General features: G+C 61.0%; 22 protein-coding genes. 11 read left to right on the plus strand and 11 right to left on the minus strand.

Annotated features, from left to right (window positions below; genetic code table 11):
* Nucleotides 1-2 precede the first annotated feature (2 nt).
* The 3 genes from benC to ASD95_RS07495 all read left to right on the plus strand — a co-directional run bounded on the left by benC (nt 3) and on the right by ASD95_RS07495 (nt 2,623).
* Entirely contained in the window at nt 3-1,016 is a 1,014-nt protein-coding gene (benC, locus tag ASD95_RS07485) for a benzoate 1,2-dioxygenase electron transfer component BenC (protein ID WP_056723552.1), read from the plus strand.
* Nucleotides 1,017-1,108: 92 nt separating this feature from the next.
* A complete protein-coding gene (locus ASD95_RS07490; protein WP_056723554.1) occupies nt 1,109-1,882 on the plus strand; it encodes a 1,6-dihydroxycyclohexa-2,4-diene-1-carboxylate dehydrogenase in 774 nt (257 codons plus the stop codon).
* A 42-nt stretch (nt 1,883-1,924) separates the two neighbouring features.
* The gene (locus tag ASD95_RS07495; protein ID WP_056723556.1) at nt 1,925-2,623 is read left to right on the plus strand and encodes an alpha/beta hydrolase; all 699 of its coding nucleotides are present in this window, start codon (nt 1,925-1,927) and stop codon (nt 2,621-2,623) included.
* A 3-nt stretch (nt 2,624-2,626) separates the two neighbouring features.
* On the opposite strand, the gene ASD95_RS07500 is transcribed toward ASD95_RS07495, so the two are convergent.
* The gene (locus ASD95_RS07500) at nt 2,627-2,989 is read right to left on the minus strand and encodes an NUDIX hydrolase (protein ID WP_056723558.1); all 363 of its coding nucleotides are present in this window, start codon (nt 2,987-2,989) and stop codon (nt 2,627-2,629) included.
* A gap of 219 nt (nt 2,990-3,208) precedes the next feature.
* Between ASD95_RS07500 and ASD95_RS07505 the strand changes: the two genes are divergently transcribed.
* Nucleotides 3,209-3,409, plus strand: coding sequence for an SPOR domain-containing protein (locus ASD95_RS07505; RefSeq protein WP_056723560.1), 201 nt, complete (start codon nt 3,209-3,211; stop codon nt 3,407-3,409).
* Nucleotides 3,410-3,460: 51 nt separating this feature from the next.
* Here ASD95_RS07505 and osmE read toward each other — a convergent pair whose 3' ends face one another.
* A complete protein-coding gene (gene osmE / locus ASD95_RS07510; RefSeq protein WP_056723562.1) occupies nt 3,461-3,811 on the minus strand; it encodes an osmotically-inducible lipoprotein OsmE in 351 nt (116 codons plus the stop codon).
* A gap of 13 nt (nt 3,812-3,824) precedes the next feature.
* Complete coding sequence (locus tag ASD95_RS07515; protein WP_046043505.1) at nt 3,825-4,064, minus strand: hypothetical protein; 240 nt, start codon at nt 4,062-4,064, stop codon at nt 3,825-3,827.
* Between the two features lie 252 nt (nt 4,065-4,316).
* Here ASD95_RS07515 and ASD95_RS07520 point away from each other — a divergent pair, with 252 nt between their 5' ends.
* From ASD95_RS07520 to ASD95_RS07535, 4 genes are all read left to right on the plus strand, one after another.
* Nucleotides 4,317-4,652 (plus strand): hypothetical protein, encoded by a 336-nt coding sequence (locus ASD95_RS07520; protein WP_056723564.1) that lies wholly within the window; start codon nt 4,317-4,319, stop codon nt 4,650-4,652.
* A gap of 162 nt (nt 4,653-4,814) precedes the next feature.
* Complete coding sequence (locus ASD95_RS07525; RefSeq protein WP_056723566.1) at nt 4,815-6,104, plus strand: NAD(P)/FAD-dependent oxidoreductase; 1,290 nt, start codon at nt 4,815-4,817, stop codon at nt 6,102-6,104.
* 26 nt (nt 6,105-6,130) lie between these two features.
* The gene (locus ASD95_RS07530) at nt 6,131-6,685 is read left to right on the plus strand and encodes a helix-turn-helix domain-containing protein (protein WP_056723568.1); all 555 of its coding nucleotides are present in this window, start codon (nt 6,131-6,133) and stop codon (nt 6,683-6,685) included.
* A 20-nt stretch (nt 6,686-6,705) separates the two neighbouring features.
* A complete protein-coding gene (locus ASD95_RS07535; protein ID WP_056723570.1) occupies nt 6,706-8,052 on the plus strand; it encodes a glutamine synthetase family protein in 1,347 nt (448 codons plus the stop codon).
* 302 nt (nt 8,053-8,354) lie between these two features.
* On the opposite strand, the gene ASD95_RS07540 is transcribed toward ASD95_RS07535, so the two are convergent.
* The 5 genes from ASD95_RS07540 to ASD95_RS07555 all read right to left on the minus strand — a co-directional run bounded on the left by ASD95_RS07540 (nt 8,355) and on the right by ASD95_RS07555 (nt 12,360).
* Nucleotides 8,355-9,707 carry a purine-cytosine permease family protein gene (locus ASD95_RS07540; protein WP_056723572.1) on the minus strand — a complete coding sequence of 451 codons (1,353 nt, stop codon included), beginning with the start codon at nt 9,705-9,707 and terminating at the stop codon, nt 8,355-8,357.
* A gap of 5 nt (nt 9,708-9,712) precedes the next feature.
* Complete coding sequence (locus ASD95_RS07545) at nt 9,713-10,390, minus strand: cysteine hydrolase family protein (RefSeq protein WP_056723575.1); 678 nt, start codon at nt 10,388-10,390, stop codon at nt 9,713-9,715.
* A gap of 90 nt (nt 10,391-10,480) precedes the next feature.
* Nucleotides 10,481-10,630 carry a hypothetical protein gene (locus ASD95_RS29345; protein ID WP_162130443.1) on the minus strand — a complete coding sequence of 50 codons (150 nt, stop codon included), beginning with the start codon at nt 10,628-10,630 and terminating at the stop codon, nt 10,481-10,483.
* Nucleotides 10,631-10,661: 31 nt separating this feature from the next.
* Entirely contained in the window at nt 10,662-11,705 is a 1,044-nt protein-coding gene (locus tag ASD95_RS07550; RefSeq protein WP_007982502.1) for an LLM class flavin-dependent oxidoreductase, read from the minus strand.
* 169 nt (nt 11,706-11,874) lie between these two features.
* Nucleotides 11,875-12,360, minus strand: coding sequence for a flavin reductase family protein (locus ASD95_RS07555; protein WP_056723576.1), 486 nt, complete (start codon nt 12,358-12,360; stop codon nt 11,875-11,877).
* Nucleotides 12,361-12,683: 323 nt separating this feature from the next.
* Here ASD95_RS07555 and ASD95_RS07560 point away from each other — a divergent pair, with 323 nt between their 5' ends.
* The gene (locus ASD95_RS07560; RefSeq protein ID WP_056723579.1) at nt 12,684-14,090 is read left to right on the plus strand and encodes a purine-cytosine permease family protein; all 1,407 of its coding nucleotides are present in this window, start codon (nt 12,684-12,686) and stop codon (nt 14,088-14,090) included.
* A 69-nt stretch (nt 14,091-14,159) separates the two neighbouring features.
* On the opposite strand, the gene ASD95_RS07565 is transcribed toward ASD95_RS07560, so the two are convergent.
* The gene (locus tag ASD95_RS07565) at nt 14,160-14,780 is read right to left on the minus strand and encodes a glutathione S-transferase family protein (protein WP_056723580.1); all 621 of its coding nucleotides are present in this window, start codon (nt 14,778-14,780) and stop codon (nt 14,160-14,162) included.
* Between the two features lie 355 nt (nt 14,781-15,135).
* Between ASD95_RS07565 and ASD95_RS07570 the strand changes: the two genes are divergently transcribed.
* The gene (locus tag ASD95_RS07570) at nt 15,136-16,461 is read left to right on the plus strand and encodes an OprD family porin (protein ID WP_056723582.1); all 1,326 of its coding nucleotides are present in this window, start codon (nt 15,136-15,138) and stop codon (nt 16,459-16,461) included.
* Between the two features lie 160 nt (nt 16,462-16,621).
* Here ASD95_RS07570 and ASD95_RS07575 read toward each other — a convergent pair whose 3' ends face one another.
* Nucleotides 16,622-18,223 carry a hypothetical protein gene (locus tag ASD95_RS07575; protein ID WP_056723584.1) on the minus strand — a complete coding sequence of 534 codons (1,602 nt, stop codon included), beginning with the start codon at nt 18,221-18,223 and terminating at the stop codon, nt 16,622-16,624.
* Between the two features lie 333 nt (nt 18,224-18,556).
* Here ASD95_RS07575 and ASD95_RS07580 point away from each other — a divergent pair, with 333 nt between their 5' ends.
* Nucleotides 18,557-19,657, plus strand: coding sequence for a polyamine ABC transporter substrate-binding protein (locus ASD95_RS07580; RefSeq protein WP_056723585.1), 1,101 nt, complete (start codon nt 18,557-18,559; stop codon nt 19,655-19,657).
* Nucleotides 19,658-19,824: 167 nt separating this feature from the next.
* On the opposite strand, the gene ASD95_RS07585 is transcribed toward ASD95_RS07580, so the two are convergent.
* Nucleotides 19,825-20,613: an AraC family transcriptional regulator gene (locus ASD95_RS07585; RefSeq protein ID WP_056723682.1), complete on the minus strand. Its 789-nt coding sequence runs from the start codon at nt 20,611-20,613 to the stop codon at nt 19,825-19,827.
* Between the last annotated feature and the right edge of the window lie 43 nt (nt 20,614-20,656).

Below are 20,656 nucleotides of genomic sequence, written 5' to 3' on the forward strand. Positions count from 1 at the left end.
TCATGACCCATTCCATTGCGTTCAACTTTGAAGACGGCGTCACCCGGTTCATCGACGCCAACGTCGGCGAAACCGTGGCCGATGCCGCGTACCGCCAGGGCATCAACATCCCGCTGGACTGCCGCGACGGCGCTTGCGGCACCTGCAAGTGTTTTGCCGAAGCCGGTCAATACGATCTGGGCGAGGAGTACATCGAAGACGCCCTCAGCCCGGAAGAGGCCGCGCAGGGTTTTGTCCTGACTTGCCAGATGCGTGCGCAGAGCGATTGCGTGGTGCGGGTGCCGACGTCCTCCGAGGTCTGCCGCACCCGTCAGGCCAGCTACGACGCCACCATCAGCGCCGTGCGCCAGCTGTCCGACAGCACCATCGCGCTGTCGATCAAGGGCGAAGCCCTGAGCAAGCTGGCGTTCCTGCCAGGGCAATATGTGAACCTGGGGATTCCTGGTAGCGAGCAGACTCGTGCCTATTCGTTCAGCTCGTTGCAGCGCGATGGCGAGGTCAGCTTCCTGATTCGCAACGTGCCCGGCGGCCTGATGAGCAGCTTCCTGACCGGCATGGCCAAGGCCGGCGACTGCATGAGCCTGGCCGGTCCCTTGGGCAGCTTCTACCTGCGCGACATCCGTCGGCCGCTGTTGCTGCTGGCCGGTGGCACCGGGCTGGCGCCGTTCACCGCGATGCTGGAGAAGATCGCCGAGCAGGGCAGCGATCACCCGCTGCATTTGATCTACGGCGTGACCCACGATTTCGACCTGGTGGAAATCGACCGCCTCGAAGCCTTTGCCGCGCGCATCCCCAACTTCACCTTCAGCGCCTGCGTCGCCAGCCCCGAGAGCCAACACCCGCTCAAGGGCTATGTGACCCAGCACATCGAGCCGAAGCACCTGAACGATGGCGACGTCGACGTCTACCTGTGCGGCCCGCCGCCGATGGTCGAGGCGGTCAGCCAGTTCATTCGCGAACAGGGCATCGCGCCGGCCAACTTCTACTACGAAAAGTTTGCTGCCAGCGCGGCTTGAGTCGCACACGAACTCCCGGTGTCGGTAAAGACCCAATGTGGGAGCGGGCTTGTGTTTCGACCGATACATCGTCATTGACCGATGAGGTACACATGAACAGATTCCACGAAAAAGTCGCCCTGATCACCGGCGCCGCCCAAGGCATCGGGCGGCGGGTGGCCGAGCGCATGGCCGCCGAAGGGGCGAAGCTGATCCTGGTGGATCGCTCCGACCTGGTGTTCGAAGCCCAGCAGCAGTTGGCGTCAACCACCCAGGTACTGGCCCTGACCGCCGACCTCGAGCAATACGAGGAATGCAGCCGGGTGATGCAAACCGCCGTCGAGTGCTTCGGTCGCCTCGATGTGCTGGTCAATAACGTCGGCGGGACGATCTGGGCCAAACCGTTCGAGCACTATGAAGCCTCGCAGATCGAGGCCGAGGTTCGTCGTTCACTGTTCCCGACCTTGTGGTGTTGCCATGCCGCGCTGCCGTTCATGCTGGAGCAGGGCAGTGGTGCGATCGTCAACGTATCCTCCATCGCCACCCGTAGCCTCAACCGTGTGCCCTACGGTGCGGCAAAGGGTGGGGTCAATGCCTTGACCGCTTGTCTGGCGTTCGAAACCGCCGGTCGCGGCGTGCGGGTCAATGCCACGGCGCCGGGCGGCACCGAAGCGCCGCCGCGACGCATACCCCGCAACGGTGCCGAGCAGAGTGAGCAGGAAAAACTCTGGTACCAGCAGATCGTCGACCAGACCCTCGACAGCAGTCTGATGAAACGCTACGGCACCCTGGATGAGCAAGCGGGGGCTATTCTGTTTCTGGCCAGCGACGATGCGTCCTATATCACCGGCATGGTCATGCCCGTGGGCGGTGGCGATCAGGGCTGAGGCGAGCGGCGAACAACCCCTTCGGCGAACGGAGTCATGGTGATGAGTGACAAACCCACGATCGTGCTGGTTCATGGTTTCTGGGGCGGTGCCGCCCACTGGAACAAGGTCATCGTCAAGTTGCTCAGCCGGGGTGACACGCACATTCGTGCCGTCGAGTTACCGCTGACGTCCCTGGCCGAGGATGCCGAGCGCACGCGCAAGATGGTTGCCCAGGTGCCCGGTCCGGTGCTGCTGGTGGGGCATTCCTATGGCGGCGCGGTCATCACTGAAGCGGGTGATTTGCCGAACGTGGTCGGGTTGGTGTACATCGCCGCGTTCGCCCCGGACGCTGGCGAAAGTCCCGGCGGCATCACGCAACGGCACCCGCCTGCGGCAGCGGAAAACCTGACCCCGGATAGCGACGGTTACCTGTGGGTCAAGCCCGAGCTCTACCACGAGAGCTTCTGCCAGGACCTGCCGGCGACCGAAGGGTTGGTCATGGGCCTCACCCAGAAAGCACCGCTGGCGAGCACCTTTGGCGACACCATTGGCACGGTGGCCTGGAAGAACAAGCCATCGTGGTATCAGGTTTCGACCGCAGACCGGATGATCGCGCCTCAGAACCAGCAATGGATGGCGGCGCGGCTCAACGCCCGGGAGATTCTGACCTTGCATGCCAGCCACGCATCATTGGCTTCGATGCCCGCCGAAGTGGCGGCCTTGATCGACAGGGCCGCGACGGCGTTGGCCAAAGGCTAGGGCCTACAGGCGGCGCACAAAGGTGCCGACAATACTGCGCATGGTGTCGCTGATGTTCAGGTTGTGGACCGCATCCAGAGGGTGCCAGATGCAATCGGTGATTTCGTTCAGCGGCCGCAGTTGCTCAAGGTTCAGTACCGACGCCTCGAATACGTGATGTCGGGTGTCGTCCGATTCCAGCTCCAGCACGTACACCAACTCGTCGACCCGCAAGCCGGTTTCCTCCAGCAGCTCGCGAACGGCGGCATCGGCGGCGCTTTCACCCCGTTCAAGCTTGCCGCCGGGCAACGTCCAGCGTCCTCCACGCTTGCGTACCAGCAGTACATGCCTGTCTCGCTCGCAGATGATCGTTGCGCGTACTTTCATGGATTACCCGATGTCCGTTGTCATGGAAAAGGCATGCAAATGCAGCATTCGGGCCAGGGCCGCGATTGTGCTGCTATCTGGGTAATTTGAGCGGCCGACGCGACGAAAAGTGCAACCGAAAGAAGGAATTTCCATGGCGACGGCTGGTCGGTATTTTGGACAAGGGTGGGTGTAAGGTTAGCAAGTCAACCTGATATCACTGCCCAAAAGGAGGTGACTATGAGTGTTCCGATGCTGAACAAAATGCACATGAACGGTTACGACGTACTCAGTGTGAACCACGGCCCCTGGCGGGTGTGCACCCAGGGCGACCGACTGGGCTCGTTTGCCAGTCGAGAAGAAGCACTGGCGTTTGCCGCTTCGTTGCCCGGCTACAGGGCGCGTACTGGCAAGCCTGCGGGCAGCCATCAGACAAAATGAAATCGGGCCAGAAGCCCCGGTTCTCCGGGGCTTTTTCATGATGCTACGACGCTAGTAGCCACCACCTCCACCGGCGCGGGAGGGCTCCCGGGCCTTAAGCTGCGTATTGCTCCATTGCGCGCAGGTCATGAAACTCTTGTGGTCGACCATGCCCCGGCCGTCGAAGCTGACATTGAACGCTTGTTGATGGCCGGACTGAGTCAGCCTGTAGTCAAAGCACGTGCCGGGTTCGGCGGTACGGTCGCTGACCGTCAGGGGCTGGCCGCCGATTTGACGGACTTGCTCCTGGGTCATGCCGGTGTCGACTTTCGCGACCAGAGGCTGGTCCTGGTAGATCGAGTTGGTGCTGCAGCCTGCCAACGCGGTCAGTACGACGACCAGCGTAAATAGAGGCCTGTTCATGGCAGCGCTCCCGCTATTGAGCCTTGTTGCGGCTAATAACCTTGGCTTTCACTTCCTCGGCGTAGCCGGACAGTTTTGCTTCATCGCCCTGAAACAAGGCGCACAGCTTCTGAACGGCTTGCGCGTCGATGTCATTGCCAAGCAGGCGCAATTGCTGCTCGATGCGCAACAGCTCCACGGCCGACCAGCGCAAATCTGACGCAAGCCCCTGCAGATCGCGCCGAAGTTCCTGTTCCGATTCGTTAAGCCACATAATGACCTCCTGAATACCTCATTCAGGAATTCTAGACCTGTTTACCGGGCCGGATGTTATGTTCGTCTGATTGAGCGGGGTTTCCTTTGGTCGGGGAAATAAACGTGAACATGACAGTACGCTTTCCTGCTTTATCTGAAAGCAAGGAACTAACCGGGCAAAGTGATATCAATGAAAGTCGCCGAATCGTTGGGGATGGCTGTAGGGACGATGGCGAGCTACATTTTCTTTTTTCGAATTAAAGGAAGCAGCATGCGGATGTTGATGGGAGGGGTCGCGCTGGCATTACTGGCCGGGTGTTCGTTGCCGGCGTCGCTGGTACCGGGCGAGCCAAATGTCAGCAAGCAGAGCGAAAAAACGCCAAAAGAGTATGCGGCGTGTGTGTTGCCTGCCTGGAAAAAGGAAGTATCGAATACCACTCAGGTTTCGATATCCAATGGATACCGCATCACGGCGCCCAGCGTGATCACGGCCGACGAAGTGCTGGATATCGTGAAATACAAGGACGGCAGCCGGGTTTCGCTCTATCAGGGGCCACCTTGGGCCAAGTCAGGCGACCTGCGCAAAATCGTGCGCGACTGTTTGTAAGCGAGGGAGGGTGAAAATCGGTCACTGACCGTTTTTCGACTCAATTGAGAAAAAACCGGATGCCTGGCGTGCATCCGGTTTTTTTTTGCGTGCCATTTGCCTGTGTGAAATTTACCGTGTATTTTTTCATGAAATTAAAAATACAAAATTTCACGAGGCCGTATGTTTCAGCAATCCACCCGGCATGTCGCCAGTTACTACGCCCATACCTGCGCCGATCGTCTGGTCGATCGAGCCGCACTGGAAGGTGAGCAAGACACCGAAGTGCTGATCATCGGGGCCGGCTTCAGCGGATTGCACACGGCTTTGCGCCTGGCGCTGGCCGGCAAGCGCGTAACTTTGCTCGAAGCCAGCCGGGTGGCCTGGGCCGCGTCCGGGCGTAATGGCGGGCAGGCGATTCTTGGTTGGTCGTGCGACATGCCACCGCTGGAAGCGGCACTGGGTTACGAACGGGCGCGGCGCCTGTGGGACGGCATGCGCTGGGCCGCGCGGGAACTGCGTGACTTGCCTGGCCGCCATGAGTTCGATTGCGACTACCGCGCCGGTCATCTGTGGACCTCGGTAATGCCCCGTCGGGTAGGTCTGCTGACCGAATGGCAACACGAGGCCAGCCACAAATGGGGCCACGACAAACTGCAATTTATCGAGCGCAGCGAATTGCCCCGGTGGGTTGCCAGCGAGCGTTATCAGGCCGGCCTGTTCGATCCCGAAGGCGGGCATTTGAATCCGCTGAAACTGGCCCTGGGCCTGGCCGATGCGATCGAGCGTGCCGGTGGCCGCATCCATGAGCTAAGCAAGGCGCTGAGCTATGGCGAGGAGGGCGACGGGTTTGTGGTGACCACCGAGCGTGGTCGTATTCGCGCCGATGTGCTGGTGCTGGCGTGCAACGCTTACCTCGATCGACTCGATCCGCAACTGGCCAGTTGCGTGTTGCCGGTCGGGACCTATCAAGTCGCGACCGCGCCGCTCTCCAAGGAGCAAGCTACCGCCCTGCTGCCAAGCAACGTGTGCGTGACCGACAACCAGTTCGTACTCGATTATTTCCGTCGCACCCCGGATAACCGCCTGCTGTTCGGCGGTGGTTGCACTTACCTGGGCGGCATGCCCAAGGACATCGCCGCCGCGACCCGGCCGTTCCTGGAGCGCGTGTTCCCGCAACTCACCGGCGTCGATCTGGAGTTTGCCTGGGGCGGCCACATCGACCTGACCCTCAAGCGCACGCCGGATATCGGCCGGCGTGGCGATCTGTACTGGATGCAGGGGTATTCCGGGCATGGCGTGCTGCCGACACTCGCCGCGGCGCGGGCGGTGTCCGACGCGGTACTCGGCCAGCCCGACGAATTGTCCCTGTACCAGGGCCTGAACAACGGCAGTTTTCCCGGCGGAAAATACCTGGCCGCGCCACTGGAAGCCATCGGCAAGGCCTGGTATCGACTGCGCGACAGCATTTGAAGCGACACTTTTCTGGAAGCCTCTAGATGGACATGCAAGAAGAAATCTCGGCGCTGGCGATCCTGATCCAGGACCTGCGCAAACACAAAAAGTACACCCTGAAGGAACTGGCGGACAAAATCGGCCGCTCCGTGGGTTTTCTGTCCCAAGTCGAGCGTGGCCTGTCGCGCCCGACCGTGGCGGACCTGACCGCCATCAGCGAAACCCTGGGGGTGCCGACCACCTATTTCTACAGCCTGGCCAAACCCATGGCCTTGTCCTGGGTCACCCGCCCGGACGAACGCCGCACGCTGTACTACGCCGACGGCATCACCGACATCCTCGTTTCGCCAAAGATGCGCGCGTCCTTTTCGATGCTCGAAAGCCAGCTCGAACCCGGCGCCAGCAGCGGCGACCGGCACATGAAGGACAGTTCCGAGCAGGGCGGTTATGTCCTGGAAGGGCAACTGACCCTGTGGCTCGACGACAACGAACCGGTGACCCTGCATCCCGGTGACAGCTTTCAACTGGCAAGCCATGCGCACTGCCGCTACGGCAACCTGTCCGACCAACTGACCCGCGTGCTTTGGGTTTACACCTGATAACAACAAGGAACAAAACGATGGATGCTGTGTGCTCTGAACTGCTGGCCGAGGTTCGCAACTTCCGCCACTGCAACCCCGAAGTGCGTTACGTCGACCTGATCTCCCTGGACATTCCGGGGCATTTCTACGGCAAGCGCTACCCGATCGAGATGCTGGAAAAAGTCGCTGCCGGCAGTGCCCTGAAGCTGCCGCAGAACTGCGTGTTGCTCGGCACCCAGGGCGGACTGTTCAAGATCGGCGATTACTGCTTCAACGATGGTGACCCGGATGCACTGCGCCGTTTGGTGCCTGGCACCTTGAAGTTGGTGAGCTGGGAAAAGCAGCCCTTGGGCCAGATGCTGATCACCTCCGACGGCACCGAAAAACCCATCGAATTCGAACCCCGCGAAGTGCTGGCGCGGGTGCTGGAGCGGCTCAAGCGCAAGGGCATTTTCCCGGTGGTGGCCTTCGAACTGGAGTTCTACCTGTTCGACAGTCGCTTGAAGGACGGCTTGCCGCAATTTCCCCGTGATGAGCTGAGTGGCGATGCCGACGATCAGCCGAACATGCACATCGAACGCCTGTCGCGCTTCGCCCCGGTGCTCGATGAAATGGTCGAGACCGCGCGAGCCCAAGGCGTCGATGCCACGGTGATCACCGCCGAGCTCGGCCCGGGCCAGTTCGAAATCAACTTCGGCCATTGCGATGACGGCCTGCGCGCCGCCGACTGGGCTGCCCTGTTCTGTCGCAGCACCCGGGGCGTGGCGCTCAAGCACAACTACCGCGCCAGCTTCATGGCCAAACCCTACCTGCAGCACCCCGGCAGCGGCATGCACGTGCATGTCAGCCTGTATGACCAGGCCGGCAACAACCTGCTGGCGGCGAACGGCCAGCGGGCGCTGCGCCATGCGGTGGCCGGTTGCCTGGACGTGTTGCCGCACTGCATGCCGATCTTTGCCCCGAACCACAACGCCATGCGCCGCTTGAGCGGCACGGTGAACGTCGCGTCCCGCGCCAGTTGGGGCTTCGAGGATCGCGATGCCTGCTTGCGTATACCGGAGTCGGACGTCAAAAACCTGCGCATCGAACATCGCCTGGCGGGCGCCGATGCCAACCCTTATCTGGCGTTGGCGGCGATTCTGGTAGGGCTGGAACAGGGTCTGGAAGGGGAGCGCGAGCCGATTGCACCGCTCAACGAAGACCGCGGCAGTGGCATCGATTTTCCGCTGGAAATGCTTGAAGCCGTGCAGTCCATGCAAAATCATGCATCGCTGCGCGAAGGCTTGGGGGCAGAGTTCGTGGACGTCTATTGCGAAAACAAGCGTCAGGATCATCTGGCATTTCTGCATGACATCAGCGCGCGGGAGTATCGTTGGTTCTTGTAGTCGACCTTAAAAAATATGTGGATATTGAAGGGGTTAGAAGGATTAGTAACCGGATAGTGAATAAAAATATCTTGTTACAGGCCGAAATATTCCGTAATATCCGCGCCGCGTTCACCACCACGGTTTATGCATTTTTAAATCCCGGGCGTCCATCAGCTGCCTGGGATTTTTTTTGCCTGAGATTTAGTCGGCAGGTGAGAATCAAAAGATCGCAGGCTTCGCCAGCTCCTACGGGGATGTACGCCTTACATTCGTAGGCGCTGCCGCAGGCTGCGATCTTTTATGCCGTCAAATGCTGATGACTACGCTGGCACGCTGACGCGCGTGGTCATTTTCATCAGCCAGTAATAACTCAACGCCGGCACCAGCAACCCGACGATCCACGCCAGATCCACCCCATCCAGCGCCGTGGCCACCGGGCCGACGTACAGCGTGGTGTTCATGAACGGAATTTCCAGGGCAATCGCCAGCAGGAAACTGCCGCAGGCAATCCGGTTGACCCGTCCGTAGATCCCGTTCAGGTCGAAGATGTCGTCAATCCGGTACTGGCCTTTGCGCAGGCAGTAGTAGTCCACCAGATTGATCGCCGTCCACGGGATCAGGAAGTAGCTCATGAAGAAGATGAAGTTGAGGAAGAAGCTGATGAAGTCGTCCTGACTGATGGTGCACAGGGCCGTGGCCACCAGGCTGATCAGCAGCATGAACACGCCGCGCACCCGTGGCGTCACCTTGAGTCGGGCGAAAGGTTCGATCACGGTGATGGTCGACATGAACGCGCCGTACAGGTTGAACACGTTGATCGACACCTGGCCGTAGACGATGAAGGCGAACAGCAGCACCGCGCCAGGGCCGAACAGACCGGCGACATGCCCGCCGACGTTGCTGGAGAAGTCGCCGATGCCGACGCTCAGGATCGCCCCGAGAATCATCATCCACGCACCGCCGCTGACCGTGCCGGCGTAGCTGTACCAGAACACCTGGGCGGTCGGCGTGTTGCTCGGCAGGTAGCGCGAATAGTCGGCGACATAAGGCGCGTAGGACAGTTGCCAGGTTACGGCAATACTCACCGCCACCAGGAACTTCGATAGCGAGAAGCCTGTTGGCAGCCACTGTTCGGCCGGGATCGGCAACTGCAAGGCGAGCACCGTGGCGGCGACGAACACCACCAGCGACAGAATCGACAGCAGCTTCTGCAAGCGGTGAATCAACCGATAGCCATAGAGCGCGACGATGAAGCACAACGCGCCGATCAGGTAGATATTGCCGGACATCGGCAGCGGGCTGACGGACTCCAGCGCCTGGGCCGCGAGCAAGGTGTTGCTGACGAAGAAACCCAGGTAGATCAGCATCACGAACAGCAGCGGCAACACCGCCCCCAACACGCCGAATTGCGCCCGGCTCTGGATCATTTGCGGAATGCCCAGCTTCGGTCCCTGGGCCGAGTGGGAGGCCATGAAAATCGCCCCGAGCAACGAGCCGATGATGATCGCCAGCGCGCTCCAGAACAGGTTGAGCCCCATCACCACCGGCAACACGCCGGAGGCGATGGTGGTGATGTTCATGTTGGCGCCGAACCAGATATAGAACAGCGAACCCGGCTTGCCGTGGCGTTCGGTCTCGGGGATGAAATCGATGCTTCTTTTTTCGACTTGCATGGCGATCACTCCTGAGTCCGGACGAGACGGGATTGCAGACGGGCGATGGTGCTTTGCAGCTCATGGGGCTGGTGGGCAAACAGGTCCGGCTGCTCGGGGATCAGGCTGATGTAATCGCGGCGTTCGAGGGCGCGTTGGCACTCGGTGGTGGTGAGGATTTCCAGTGCGTAGACCCAGTTGGCCAGGATCAGCAGGGCCGAGTAATGCCCGGCCTCGGTGGTCGTGGTGCAGGCATCGCTGACCAGGCGCACGCGATAACCCAGGGCGAAGGCATCGAACACACTGGTGAGCACGCAGACGTCGGTCAGCACGCCGCAGACGATCAGTGTGTTGACCTCCATTGCCTTGAGTCGGGCATCGAGGTCGGTGCGATGAAAGGCACTGTACCGGCCCTTGTCGATGATCAGCTCACCGGGCTGCGGCCTCAGCGACCCGATGATTTCCACTTGCCGGGTGCCGGCGCGGTAACTGCCGGGGCCTCCGTCGGCGGCCAGGGGTTCGCCGTGGGGCAGGTCACTGCCATCGGCCTGATTGATGTGGCGGGTATAGATGACAGGCGTCCGCTGATGGCGGGCGGTATCGAGCAGGGCGGCGGTATGGGCGACCACCCTGTCGAGGTTTTCCAGGACGAAGCCGTCCTCCTGCTGCATGTCGATGATCAACAGCGCGTTGTTATTGTTCATTGGGCAAACCTGATCAAGGCGAAACACGATGCACCGTACGCGCCACGCAATGGCGAGACGCGGGGTGCGTGATTGGCTGTTCGGGTGGGCTCAGTGAACTATTTGCCAGAAACCGTTCTGCTTGGCCGAAACGCTGGCGCGCAGGCGCTTGAAATGCAGGTGCGAAGCGGTCCATTCACCGCGCAGGTAAGCCCGCGCGGCGCCGGAGGGAAGGGCGAGTGATGGGAGGCGACCAGTCATCATTGGAATCGACCCTTGTGGGAACTCGCTCCTACCGGAACGCTGGCACCACGTGCTTGATGAACAGCTCCAGGGATTTTTTCTTTTCCGCGTGGGGCAGGCTGTTATCGCACCAGAAGCTGAATTCGTCGACCCCCAGTTCCTGGTAGTACTTGATGCGCGGAATGATTTCTTCCGGGGTGCCGATCATGGCGGTCTTGTGCAGGCTTTCCAGCTCGAACTCCGGGCGACCGGCGAATTTCTCTTCCGGGCTCGGCGCGAGGAAGCCGTTGACCGGGGTGGTCTTGTTGCCGAACCAGGCATCGAAGGTGCGGTAGAACTTCGAGATCGCCTTGGCCCCGACTTCCCAGCCCTGTGGATCGTCGGCGGTGTGCACGTGGGTGTGACGCAGCACCATCAGTTGCGGGCGCGGCACGCCAGGGTTGTTATCGAGCGCGGCCTGGAACTTGTTCTTCAGGTCGAGGACTTCCTCGTCGCCTTTCATCAGCGGCGTGACCATGACGTTGCAGCCGTTGGCCACGGCGAAGTTGTGCGAATCCGGGTCGCGGGCGGCGATCCACATCGGCGGGTTCGGCTGCTGGATCGGCTTGGGCACGCTGGTGGAGGTCGGGAATTTCCAGATGTCGCCGTCATGGGCATAGTCGCCGTTCCACAGTGCCCGCACCACCGGGACCATTTCCCGCAACGCCTGGCCGCCGGAGGACGCCGGCATGCCGCCGGCCATGCGGTCGAACTCGATCTGGTAGGCGCCACGGGCCAATCCCACTTCCATGCGCCCGTTGCTGATCACGTCGAGCAACGCGCACTCACCGGCCACCCGCAGCGGATGCCAGAACGGCGCGATGATGGTGCCGGCACCCAGGTGGATGGTGGTGGTCTTGCCCGCCAGATAAGCCAGCAGCGGCATCGGGCTTGGCGAGATGGTGTACTCCATGGAGTGGTGTTCGCCGATCCACACGGTGCTGAAACCACCGGCCTCGGCCATCAGCGTCAGTTCGGTCAGGTCTTCGAACAACTGGCGGTGGCTGACGCTTTCGTCCCAACGTTCCATGTGTACGAACAGGGAAAACTTCATGACGCTTACCTCGGATCTATTGTTGTCGGCCGGTCGATCGCGGGCCTGTTGATTTTTGGTATACCATAATACGAATTGAAGAGCAAAAGATCGCAGCCTTCGGCAGCTCCTACGGGCGATATGCGTTTGCCCCTGTAGGAGCTGCCGAAGGCTGCGATCTTTTCAATGGTCAGGCCAGAACGGGCAAAGCGCCCATCTTGCCGTGGCAATACACCAGCGGGCCGGCATTCTGGTTGGGCACGATCAGGTTCTTCACCGCACCGACCATGATGGCGTGGTCACCACCTTCATATTCGCGCCACAGCTCACATTCGATGACCGCCGTGGCGTTGGCCAGAATCGGGTTGCCCAGTTCGCTCAACGTCCACTCGATCCCCTGGGCCTTGTCCTTGCCCTTGCGCGCGAAGGCATAGGCTTCGTTTTGCTGGCCGCCGGACAGCACGTGGATGGCGAAATGCTTGTTCTTGATCAGGACCGGGTAGGAATCGGAACTGTAGTTGGGGCAGAACAGCACCAGGGCCGGGTCCATCGACAGCGAGCTGAACGCGCTGGCGGTCAGGCCGACGATTTGCCCGTCGTCATCCAGGGTGGTGATCACGGTCACTCCGGACGGGAACGACCCCATGACTTGTTTATAGATGGCGGCATCGATCATTGGACGGTCCTCGGGTGCTGTGGTGCGTTTTTATGTGTTTGTAGGTCTGATGGTATACCGTAATACGTCGATTGCAAGGTCTTTTTGGGTGAACCGATAAACGTAAGGCTTTCGTCTTAAGCCCAATGATTACAGGGCTTTCAGCTAGTCAGTGCTGGCGCGCTTCGGGCAGGATGCCGGCTCAGATGCTTGTTTAAAGACCGGATCAGTCTTGTGTAAAGTTTGGAATACCATAATATGGTTCGCATCTGAGGGGCGGCCAGAGAGTCCCCCCGGTTTGGCTTCATACAAAGATAAGAACAGACAAACTCGAGTTCATGCACATGTCCCAGATGTCCCGGCAAGACCCGTTGATCGAGAACCACACGGTCGACTACGTTCCACTCGCAGAGCGCCACGGGAAGGCCCGCGATCTCTTCACCCTGTGGTTCAGCACCAACATCGCGCCACTGCCCATCGTCACCGGCGCCATGGTGGTCCAGGTGTTCCACCTCAACCTGTTCTGGGGGTTGCTGGCAATTGCCCTCGGGCACATGGTCGGCGGCGTGGTGATTGCGCTGGCGTCGGCCCAGGGGCCGTGCATGGGCATCCCGCAGATGGTGCAGAGCCGTGGCCAGTTCGGCCGTTATGGCGCGCTGCTGATCGTGTTCTTCGCGGCGTTGATCTACATCGGTTTCTTCATTTCCAACATCGTGCTGGCGGGCAAATCGATTGTCGGCATTGCGCCGTCGGTTCCGGTGCCGGCCAGCATCCTCATCGGCGCCCTCAGCGCCACGGCCATCGGAGTGATTGGCTATCGCTTCATCCATACCCTCAACCGTATCGGCACCTGGGTGATGGGCAGTGCCTTGCTCGCGGGTTTCCTCTATATCTTCGCCCATGATCTGCCGGCGGACTTCTTCACCCGCGGCGGGTTCAACCTGTCCGGCTGGCTGGCCACGGTGTCGCTGGGCATCATCTGGCAGATCAGCTTCTCGCCGTACGTGTCGGACTATTCGCGTTACCTGCCGGCGGATATCGGCATCACCCGGCCGTTCTTCGCCACTTACCTGGGGGCGACCCTGGGCACGATCCTGTCGTTCACCTTCGGCGCCGTGGCGGTACTGGCAACCCCGGAAGGCACCGAGGCGATGGCGGCGGTCAAGCAGTCCACCGGTTGGCTGGGGCCGATCCTGATGGTGTTGTTTCTGCTCAACATCATCAGCCACAACGCCTTGAATCTGTATGGCGCGGTGCTGTCGATCATCACCTCGATCCAGACCTTCGCCAGCCAGTGGACGCCCAGCATCAAGGTGCGCGTGGTGTTGTCGAGCATCGTGCTGGCGGGCTGCTGCGTGGTGGCGCTGGGGGCCTCGGCGAATTTCATTGCGCAATTCATCGGCCTGATCCTGGCGCTGTTGCTGGTGCTGGTGCCGTGGGCCTCGATCAACCTGATCGACTTCTACCTGATCAAGCGTCGTCGCTATGACATCGCCTCGATCTTCCGGGCTGACGGCGGTATCTACGGGCGCTTCAACCTGCACGCGATCATTGCCTACTTCATCGGCATCATCGTGCAACTGCCGTTTGCCAACACATCGTTGTACGTCGGGCCGTACGCCAATCTTGTGGAGGGCGCGGACCTGTCGTGGCTGGTGGGGCTGGCGGTGACGTGCCCGTTGTATTACTGCCTCGCAACACGAAACCAGTCGCAGCAAAGCCGCTCGGTCGAACTCGGCTACACCGACTGAGGCAAATCCTTTCGTGTTCGTCTGAAAATGCCCGGCGCTTTGTCGGGCATTTTTGTTTTCGGCAATCGCTCAGCAATGATTGAACGCATTCAGGCCGCGTTGTACCGCCGGCCTGGCTTCGACCGAGTCGAACCAGCGCGAAAGTTGCGGAAGCTCTTTCCATTCCAGTCGATCACGGAACGCTGTGACGATGGTGAACGCCGAAATGTCGGCCATGGAGAACTGCTCTCCGGCCATGAATCCGGCAGCCAGAAAACATTCCGCGTAAGTCAGTTGCTCGATCACCCGCAGATCAATGATCGCCGCGGCCTTGTCCTGCCCCGCCTGGTGCAGGAAAAACGCCGCATGGCTGGGGGCGATGACATCGGTCACGAAAAAGAAATAGCGGTCGATCACCCGGGTGCGCGCAGGTCCCGGCTGCGCCGGTGCGAGCCTTCCGGGGGCAATGGAGTCGGCGTACTGGATGATGGCGTTGGACTGGTTGATGACCAGCGGCGGCGCTGTCCCGTGATCGATCAGGGTCGGGACCTTCCCGGCCGGGTTAAGTGCCAGGAAGGCCGGCCCACGATGCTCCTGTGCGTACAGGTCGAGCCTGCGTGCGGTGTAGGCGATGCCCGACTCTTCCAGGGCAATCGCTGCCCGCAGGCTGTTGCCGGTGTTCGCGCCGTAAAGTTCGATTTGATCGTTCATGGGTCATTGCTCCTGTTGGGACAGGCAAGCAGCCACCGAGCACCGCCGACGATGTCAGTATGGTGAAAATCCGCCTCACCGATATACAAAAACAGTGATCGTCCATACCCCTGCGCGACAAGCCTTATCCCTGCACGAAAACTACTTTCATCGCGTTTGATAATAGCCTCTCGAAATGTTTTAAGAGTTTCACAAGCCAGTCAGTCAACCCTCACCCCGAACGTACGATGCTCATGCCACTCATCGAGCGCGCCTGTTTTCGCGCCCGTGTTGAGCGCTGTTGCGTGGGTGGCAACCGGGTCCTGCCTGGCGGTGAAACCTTCAAATAACGATAAGAAACACCCAGGAGCACCCTATGTTCAAACGAGCCATCCCCACCGCAGTCTTGCTGGCCACCAGTTCGGTGTGCGCACAAGCGGCTGACACCGCAAGCCATGGTTTCCTGGAAGACAGCAAGGCCAGCCTGTCCATGCGCACCCTGTACTTCAACAGCGACAATCGCGATGGCAGCGCGACCCCTTCGAAAACCGAAGAGGCGGCCCAGGGTTTCGTGTTGCGCTATGAGTCCGGGTTTACGCAGGGCGCGGTGGGGTTCGGGCTCGATGCCCAGGCATTGCTCGGCATCACGCTGGACAGCGGCGCGGGGCGCCACGTCGGCAGCGGCATGATTCCCTCTGACGGCGACGGCGCGGCGGCCGCCTGGAGCAGCTTCGGTCCTACGGCGAAGATGCGCCTGGCCAGGACGGAATTTCGCTACGGCACCTTGCTGCCGAAATTGCCGATCCTGCTGGCGAACGATGCCCGTGTGTTGCCGCAATCGTTTACCGGCGCGCAGGTCACATCCAACGACATCGATGGCCTGACGTTGACCGGCGGTGTGCTGGAGCACGCGGTAGGGCGTGCCTCGACGGACCGCACAGGCCTGTCGGTCGCCGGCAGCACGCAGGACAGCAACAAGTTCTACTACGCCGGCGGCGACTACAACCTCACCAGGAATCTGAAGAGCCAGTATTACTTCGCGCAACTGGAAGACTTCTACAACCAGAACTTCCTCGGGCTGACGCACATCCTGTCCATCGACAGCGCGAGCTCACTGACCACCGACCTGCGCTATTTCCGCACCACGTCGAGCGGTGCCAACAGCTCTGCCGCCGGCCGCGCGCAAGGCTATCGGGTGTCGGGCTATACCGACGACAACGACGGTGAAATCGACAACAGCACCTGGTCTGCGATGGTCACCTACACCCATGGCGGGCACGCGGTGTCGGTGGGGCATCAACAGGTGGGTGGCGGCAGCAACTTCGTCCAGCCCAACCAGGGCAGCCTGGTGGACAAGGGGGCGGGCGGCGGCAGTGTCTACCTGCCCACCGACAAGATGATCCAGAACTTTGCCCGGGCCGGCGAGCAGACCAATTTCGGCCAATACACCTACGACTTCGCGCCCTTGGGCGTGCCGGGCCTGAAAGCCTCGATCGTGTATCTCAAGGGCACGGACATCAAGGCGCAAAACGCCAGTGACCAGTCCGAGTGGGAGCGCGACATGACCCTGGACTACGTGTTGCAGTCGGGCACGTTCAAGGGGGTGGGGTTCTCCTTGCGCAATGCCAAATCGAACACTGACGCGGGCCGCAACGTGGATCAGAGCCGGTTCATCATCAACTACACCTTGTCGTTGTTGTAGGTGAGCAACGAGATAGAACAGAGGGTGATTGTGGCGAGGGAGCTTGCTCCCGCTGGGTCGCGCAGCGGCCCCCATTATTCGGTCATATGCCGCGTCGGCAGGATGTGCGACTGCTGCGCAGCCGAGCGGGAGCAAGCTCCCTCGCCACAGGGGGCCCGGCTCATTCAGGTACCCGGTTTGTCTGTTTCTCGCTGAAGCGCGGTGGCTCATTGACTGCATTCACACCCTTGTCCCAAAGCGCAACCAACCCACCGAAAGTCCCGACATAGGCCGTGCCATCCGGTGCCAGTGTGATCGGCGACCAGTTGTTGTCGAACGCCTGGCCGACCCCGCTCAACGCCTTGAATCGGGTCTGGCCGCTGTCGAAATCCAGCGCCATCAGGTACCAGGCGTTCTCGCCGTCGGGCTGCGGCTCGAAGGTGTAGAAGTACAACAGGCCGTTGCTCACCGAGAGTTTGGGGACCACCGAAGGCGACCGCTCCTTCGATTCCCAGACCCGGTCGCAGCCCGACTCATCGGTGCGGATGTCGATGCGGCTGATGCCGCCATGCACGGCCTGCCAGTCCTTCTGCGCGAAGGCGCTGGTGTAGCCGGCATTGTTCTCGAGGATGATCGAGCGCCCCCAGCCGATGGCCGAGTTGTCGGTGGCCGAGGCGTTGTTGTCGAACACCGGCAGCTTGCAGATCAGCCGGTTGCCGGCGTAGTCCTGCTCGCGACGGTAGACCAGCAGGTTGATGCGTCCGTCGCTGTTGTCGGTGATGGTGACGTAGCGCTCGCCGAGCAGGGTCGGGGTCGTGCCGCTGCCCTGATTGATCGCCCCGACCTTGCGCCCGGTGCCACGGTCGTAGACTTCGCGCCAGCCTTGCACGGGCTTGCCATCGGCATCGGCGGCGAAGCGGTACATGGCGTGGTCGGACACCAGATAGACGCCATCGGCCGCCACCGACATGCCGTTCTGGATTTCTTCGTTGGCCAGTTGGATGCTCTGGACCTTGCCGGTGTTCGGGTTCAGGGTACCGATGCGCCCGCGTCGGGTGATCCACCAGATCAAGCCCTGATGATCAGGCATGACCCCGGTAATGGGATCGCACTCACCCTTGGGAAACCAGGAAGTAGGGCGCACGCAATCGTGGGGAACCTTGTCGCTCAGGTCCCAGTTGTCGACCTCTTCGAACGACCACGCACCGGATTGATCCAGACGATGCACGACGCGCTGGATGTGCTGCTCGGCATCGGCGATGACCACGCGATTCTGTTCGTCGACATAGAAATAGGCGCCGGAGGTGTCGGCCATGATCTTGTCCGGGTCCAGGGTAATCAGCGCGTGGAAGGTCGACGGACGCGGCGGCAGCGGGTAGCGGGCCAGCAGCTTGAGAGTGCGCGGTTCGAGCAGTTGCAGTTCGAACTGCATCAGGTTGGCGCACAGCACCACCAGGCGACCCTGCTGATCGAAGGTATGGATCGGGCACATGCCGCCGGGCTTGCGACTGCCGTCGCGGCTGCTCACTTGCATGTCGCCGCCCAATGGACCGGGGCCGGGGTGCGAATCGGAGCTGTAGCCATCGGCATGCATGTAGCTGCTGCCGTTGCTGGCCATGAAGGGGTTGGCGGGTATGGCGCCGCTCAGCGGTCGAGGGACAGTGGCGCTACCGATCAATGCAGTGGCATTGCCGGTGCTGGCCAGCGGTTGTGGGTCATAAGGTTCGGAACAGGCGCTGAGCAGGCCGAGCAGGGGCAGGGCAAGCAGGAGTGGAGCACGCATCGAAGCCTCGCGATCTTGTTATTGGTGTGATGCGCATAAGCAGCAAGGAGACTGCCCGGGCATCGGCTGTTTGGACTAACCCACGGTGAAGTGCTTCGCGCCGCTGATCAATGCGGACACCTATTTTGGCCATTTCGGTCTCCTTTTGGCCTGCCTCACGCTGTGAACCGACCACGCCGTCAGCAAGAATCAGACGCGGGTGGCTGAGTCGGCAACCTGCATTGAAACCACAACCAGACGCTTCACTTCCTTGCCCTTGGCTACTTTCAAGGCCGCTGCCGTGTACAGAACATAAAAACCATCGAACTCACGCCACACTTGGGGAAATGATCCATGGACTCAATGAAACGCATACTGGGCGCCACCGTTTGCACACTGTCGCTGCTGGCCAGCGCGGTGCACGCCGAACAGCGCGAATTGCGGGTGTACAACTGGGCGGACTACATCCTGCCGTCGGTGCCCAAGGATTTCGCCAGGGACACCGGGATCAAGGTGACTTGGGACACCTTCGACACCAACGAGTCCCTGGAAGCCAAGCTGCTGACCGGCAACTCGGGTTACGACCTGGTGGTGCCGTCGAACCAGTTCATCGAAACCCAGATCAAGGCGGGCGTGTTCCAGAAACTCGACAAGTCCAAGCTACCGAACTGGTCGCACCAGGACCCGGCCTTGCTCAAGCTGCTGGACAAGAACGACCCGGGCAACCAGTACGGCGTGCCCTACATGTACGGCACCGTGCTGATCGGCTTCAACCCGGCCAAGGTCAAGGCGGCGCTGGGCGAGAATGCACCGGTGGACAGCTGGGACCTGGTGTTCAAGCCCGAGAACATGGAGAAGCTCAAGGCCTGTGGCGTCGCCATGCTCGACTCGCCGTCGGAGATCCTGCCGCTGGCCCTGCATTACCTGGGGCTGGACCCGAACAGCCAGAACCCCGATGACTACGAAAAAGCCAAGGCGCTGATGCTCAAGGTTCGCCCCTACGTCACCTACTTCAACTCCGCCAAGTACATGACCGACATCGCCAACGGCGATATCTGCGTGGCCATCGGTTACTCCGGCAGCTTCTATCAATTCGGCAATCGCGCCAAAGAGGCGGGCAACGGCGTGGTCGTCGACTGGCGCCTGCCGAAAGAGGGCGCACCGATCTGGTTCGACACCTTCGCCATCCCGAAAAGCGCGAAGAACGTCGCCGAGGCCCACGAATTCCTCAACAACCTGCTGGACCCGAAAGTCATCGCGCCGATCAGCGACTTCCTCGGTTACCCGAATGCCAACAAGGACTCGCTGGCGCTGATCAACAAGGACATCACCGGCAACCCGAACCTGACACCGACCAGCGAGGCCTTGAAGACGCTGTACGTCGTGCAGCCATTGCCGCAAAAGCTTGAGCGGGTGCGCACCAGGGTCTGGACCAGCATCAAGTCCGATCAGTAACAGCGAGAAATTGTGTGAGAGCTCTGTGGGGCACAGATTTTGTGTACACCACATGACCCTGTGGGAGCGGGCTTGCTCGCGAAGGCAGAGTGTCAGTCAATGCATATGTCGACTGATCCAGCGCATTCGCGAGCAAGCCCGCTCCCACAGTTTGTTCTGTGTGGGGCTCAGCGAAAGAATTCGCCCGGTGTTTCGCCGAACTGCTGACGGAAGGCCGCGATAAACGCCGAGGTCGAATCGTAGCCACAGGCCAACGCGACGTCGGTCACGCGCTCGCCCTGCTCCAGTGGCGTCAGGGCGCCAAGCAAACGCAAGCGCTGGCGCCAGGCGCGAAAGGTCAGGCCGGTGTCGCGCAGGAACAGGCGACTGAGGGTTTTCTCAGTGACGTCGAATTGGTCGCTCCAGTGACTGAGGGTGGTCTGTTGCTCCGGGTGCGACTCCAGGCTTTGGGCGATTTGCCGCAATCGGCTGTCCTGGGGCAGGGGTAGCATCAGGTCGATCTGTGGCGCCTCAGCCAACTGATCCAGAATCACCTGGGCCAACCGACCGTGCGGTCCGTCCTGATCGTATTCCACCGGTATCTGACTGAAGGCGCGGATCAACTCACGCAACAAGTCGCTGACCCCCAACACATGACACCCCGGCGGCGCCCACGTCGAGACACTGCAATCGATGTACAGGCTGCGCATTTCCGTGCGTGGCGAGCTGAACACCCGGTGCGGCATGCCCGCCGGAATCCACACCGCACGCTCCGGCGGGGCGACGAAGCGCCCGGCGCCGGTCTGTATTTCGAGCACGCCCGCAATCGCATAGGAAAGCTGCACCCACGGATGGCTGTGGCGCCGGGTCAGGGCGCGATTGGGCAGCGATTCGGTACGGCCATAGAGCGGTCGTGGCAGGCTGGACAGCCCGGGAATACTGCGTCGAACACTCTTGTCATGTCCTTTAGGCGGCATCAGCTGGCTCATCGGCGTTAGTCGGTAATTCCCAGTCACGTTA

This window comes from Pseudomonas sp. Root71 (assembly GCF_001429045.1).
Taxonomy (GTDB): Bacteria; Pseudomonadota; Gammaproteobacteria; order Pseudomonadales; family Pseudomonadaceae; genus Aquipseudomonas; species Aquipseudomonas monachiensis.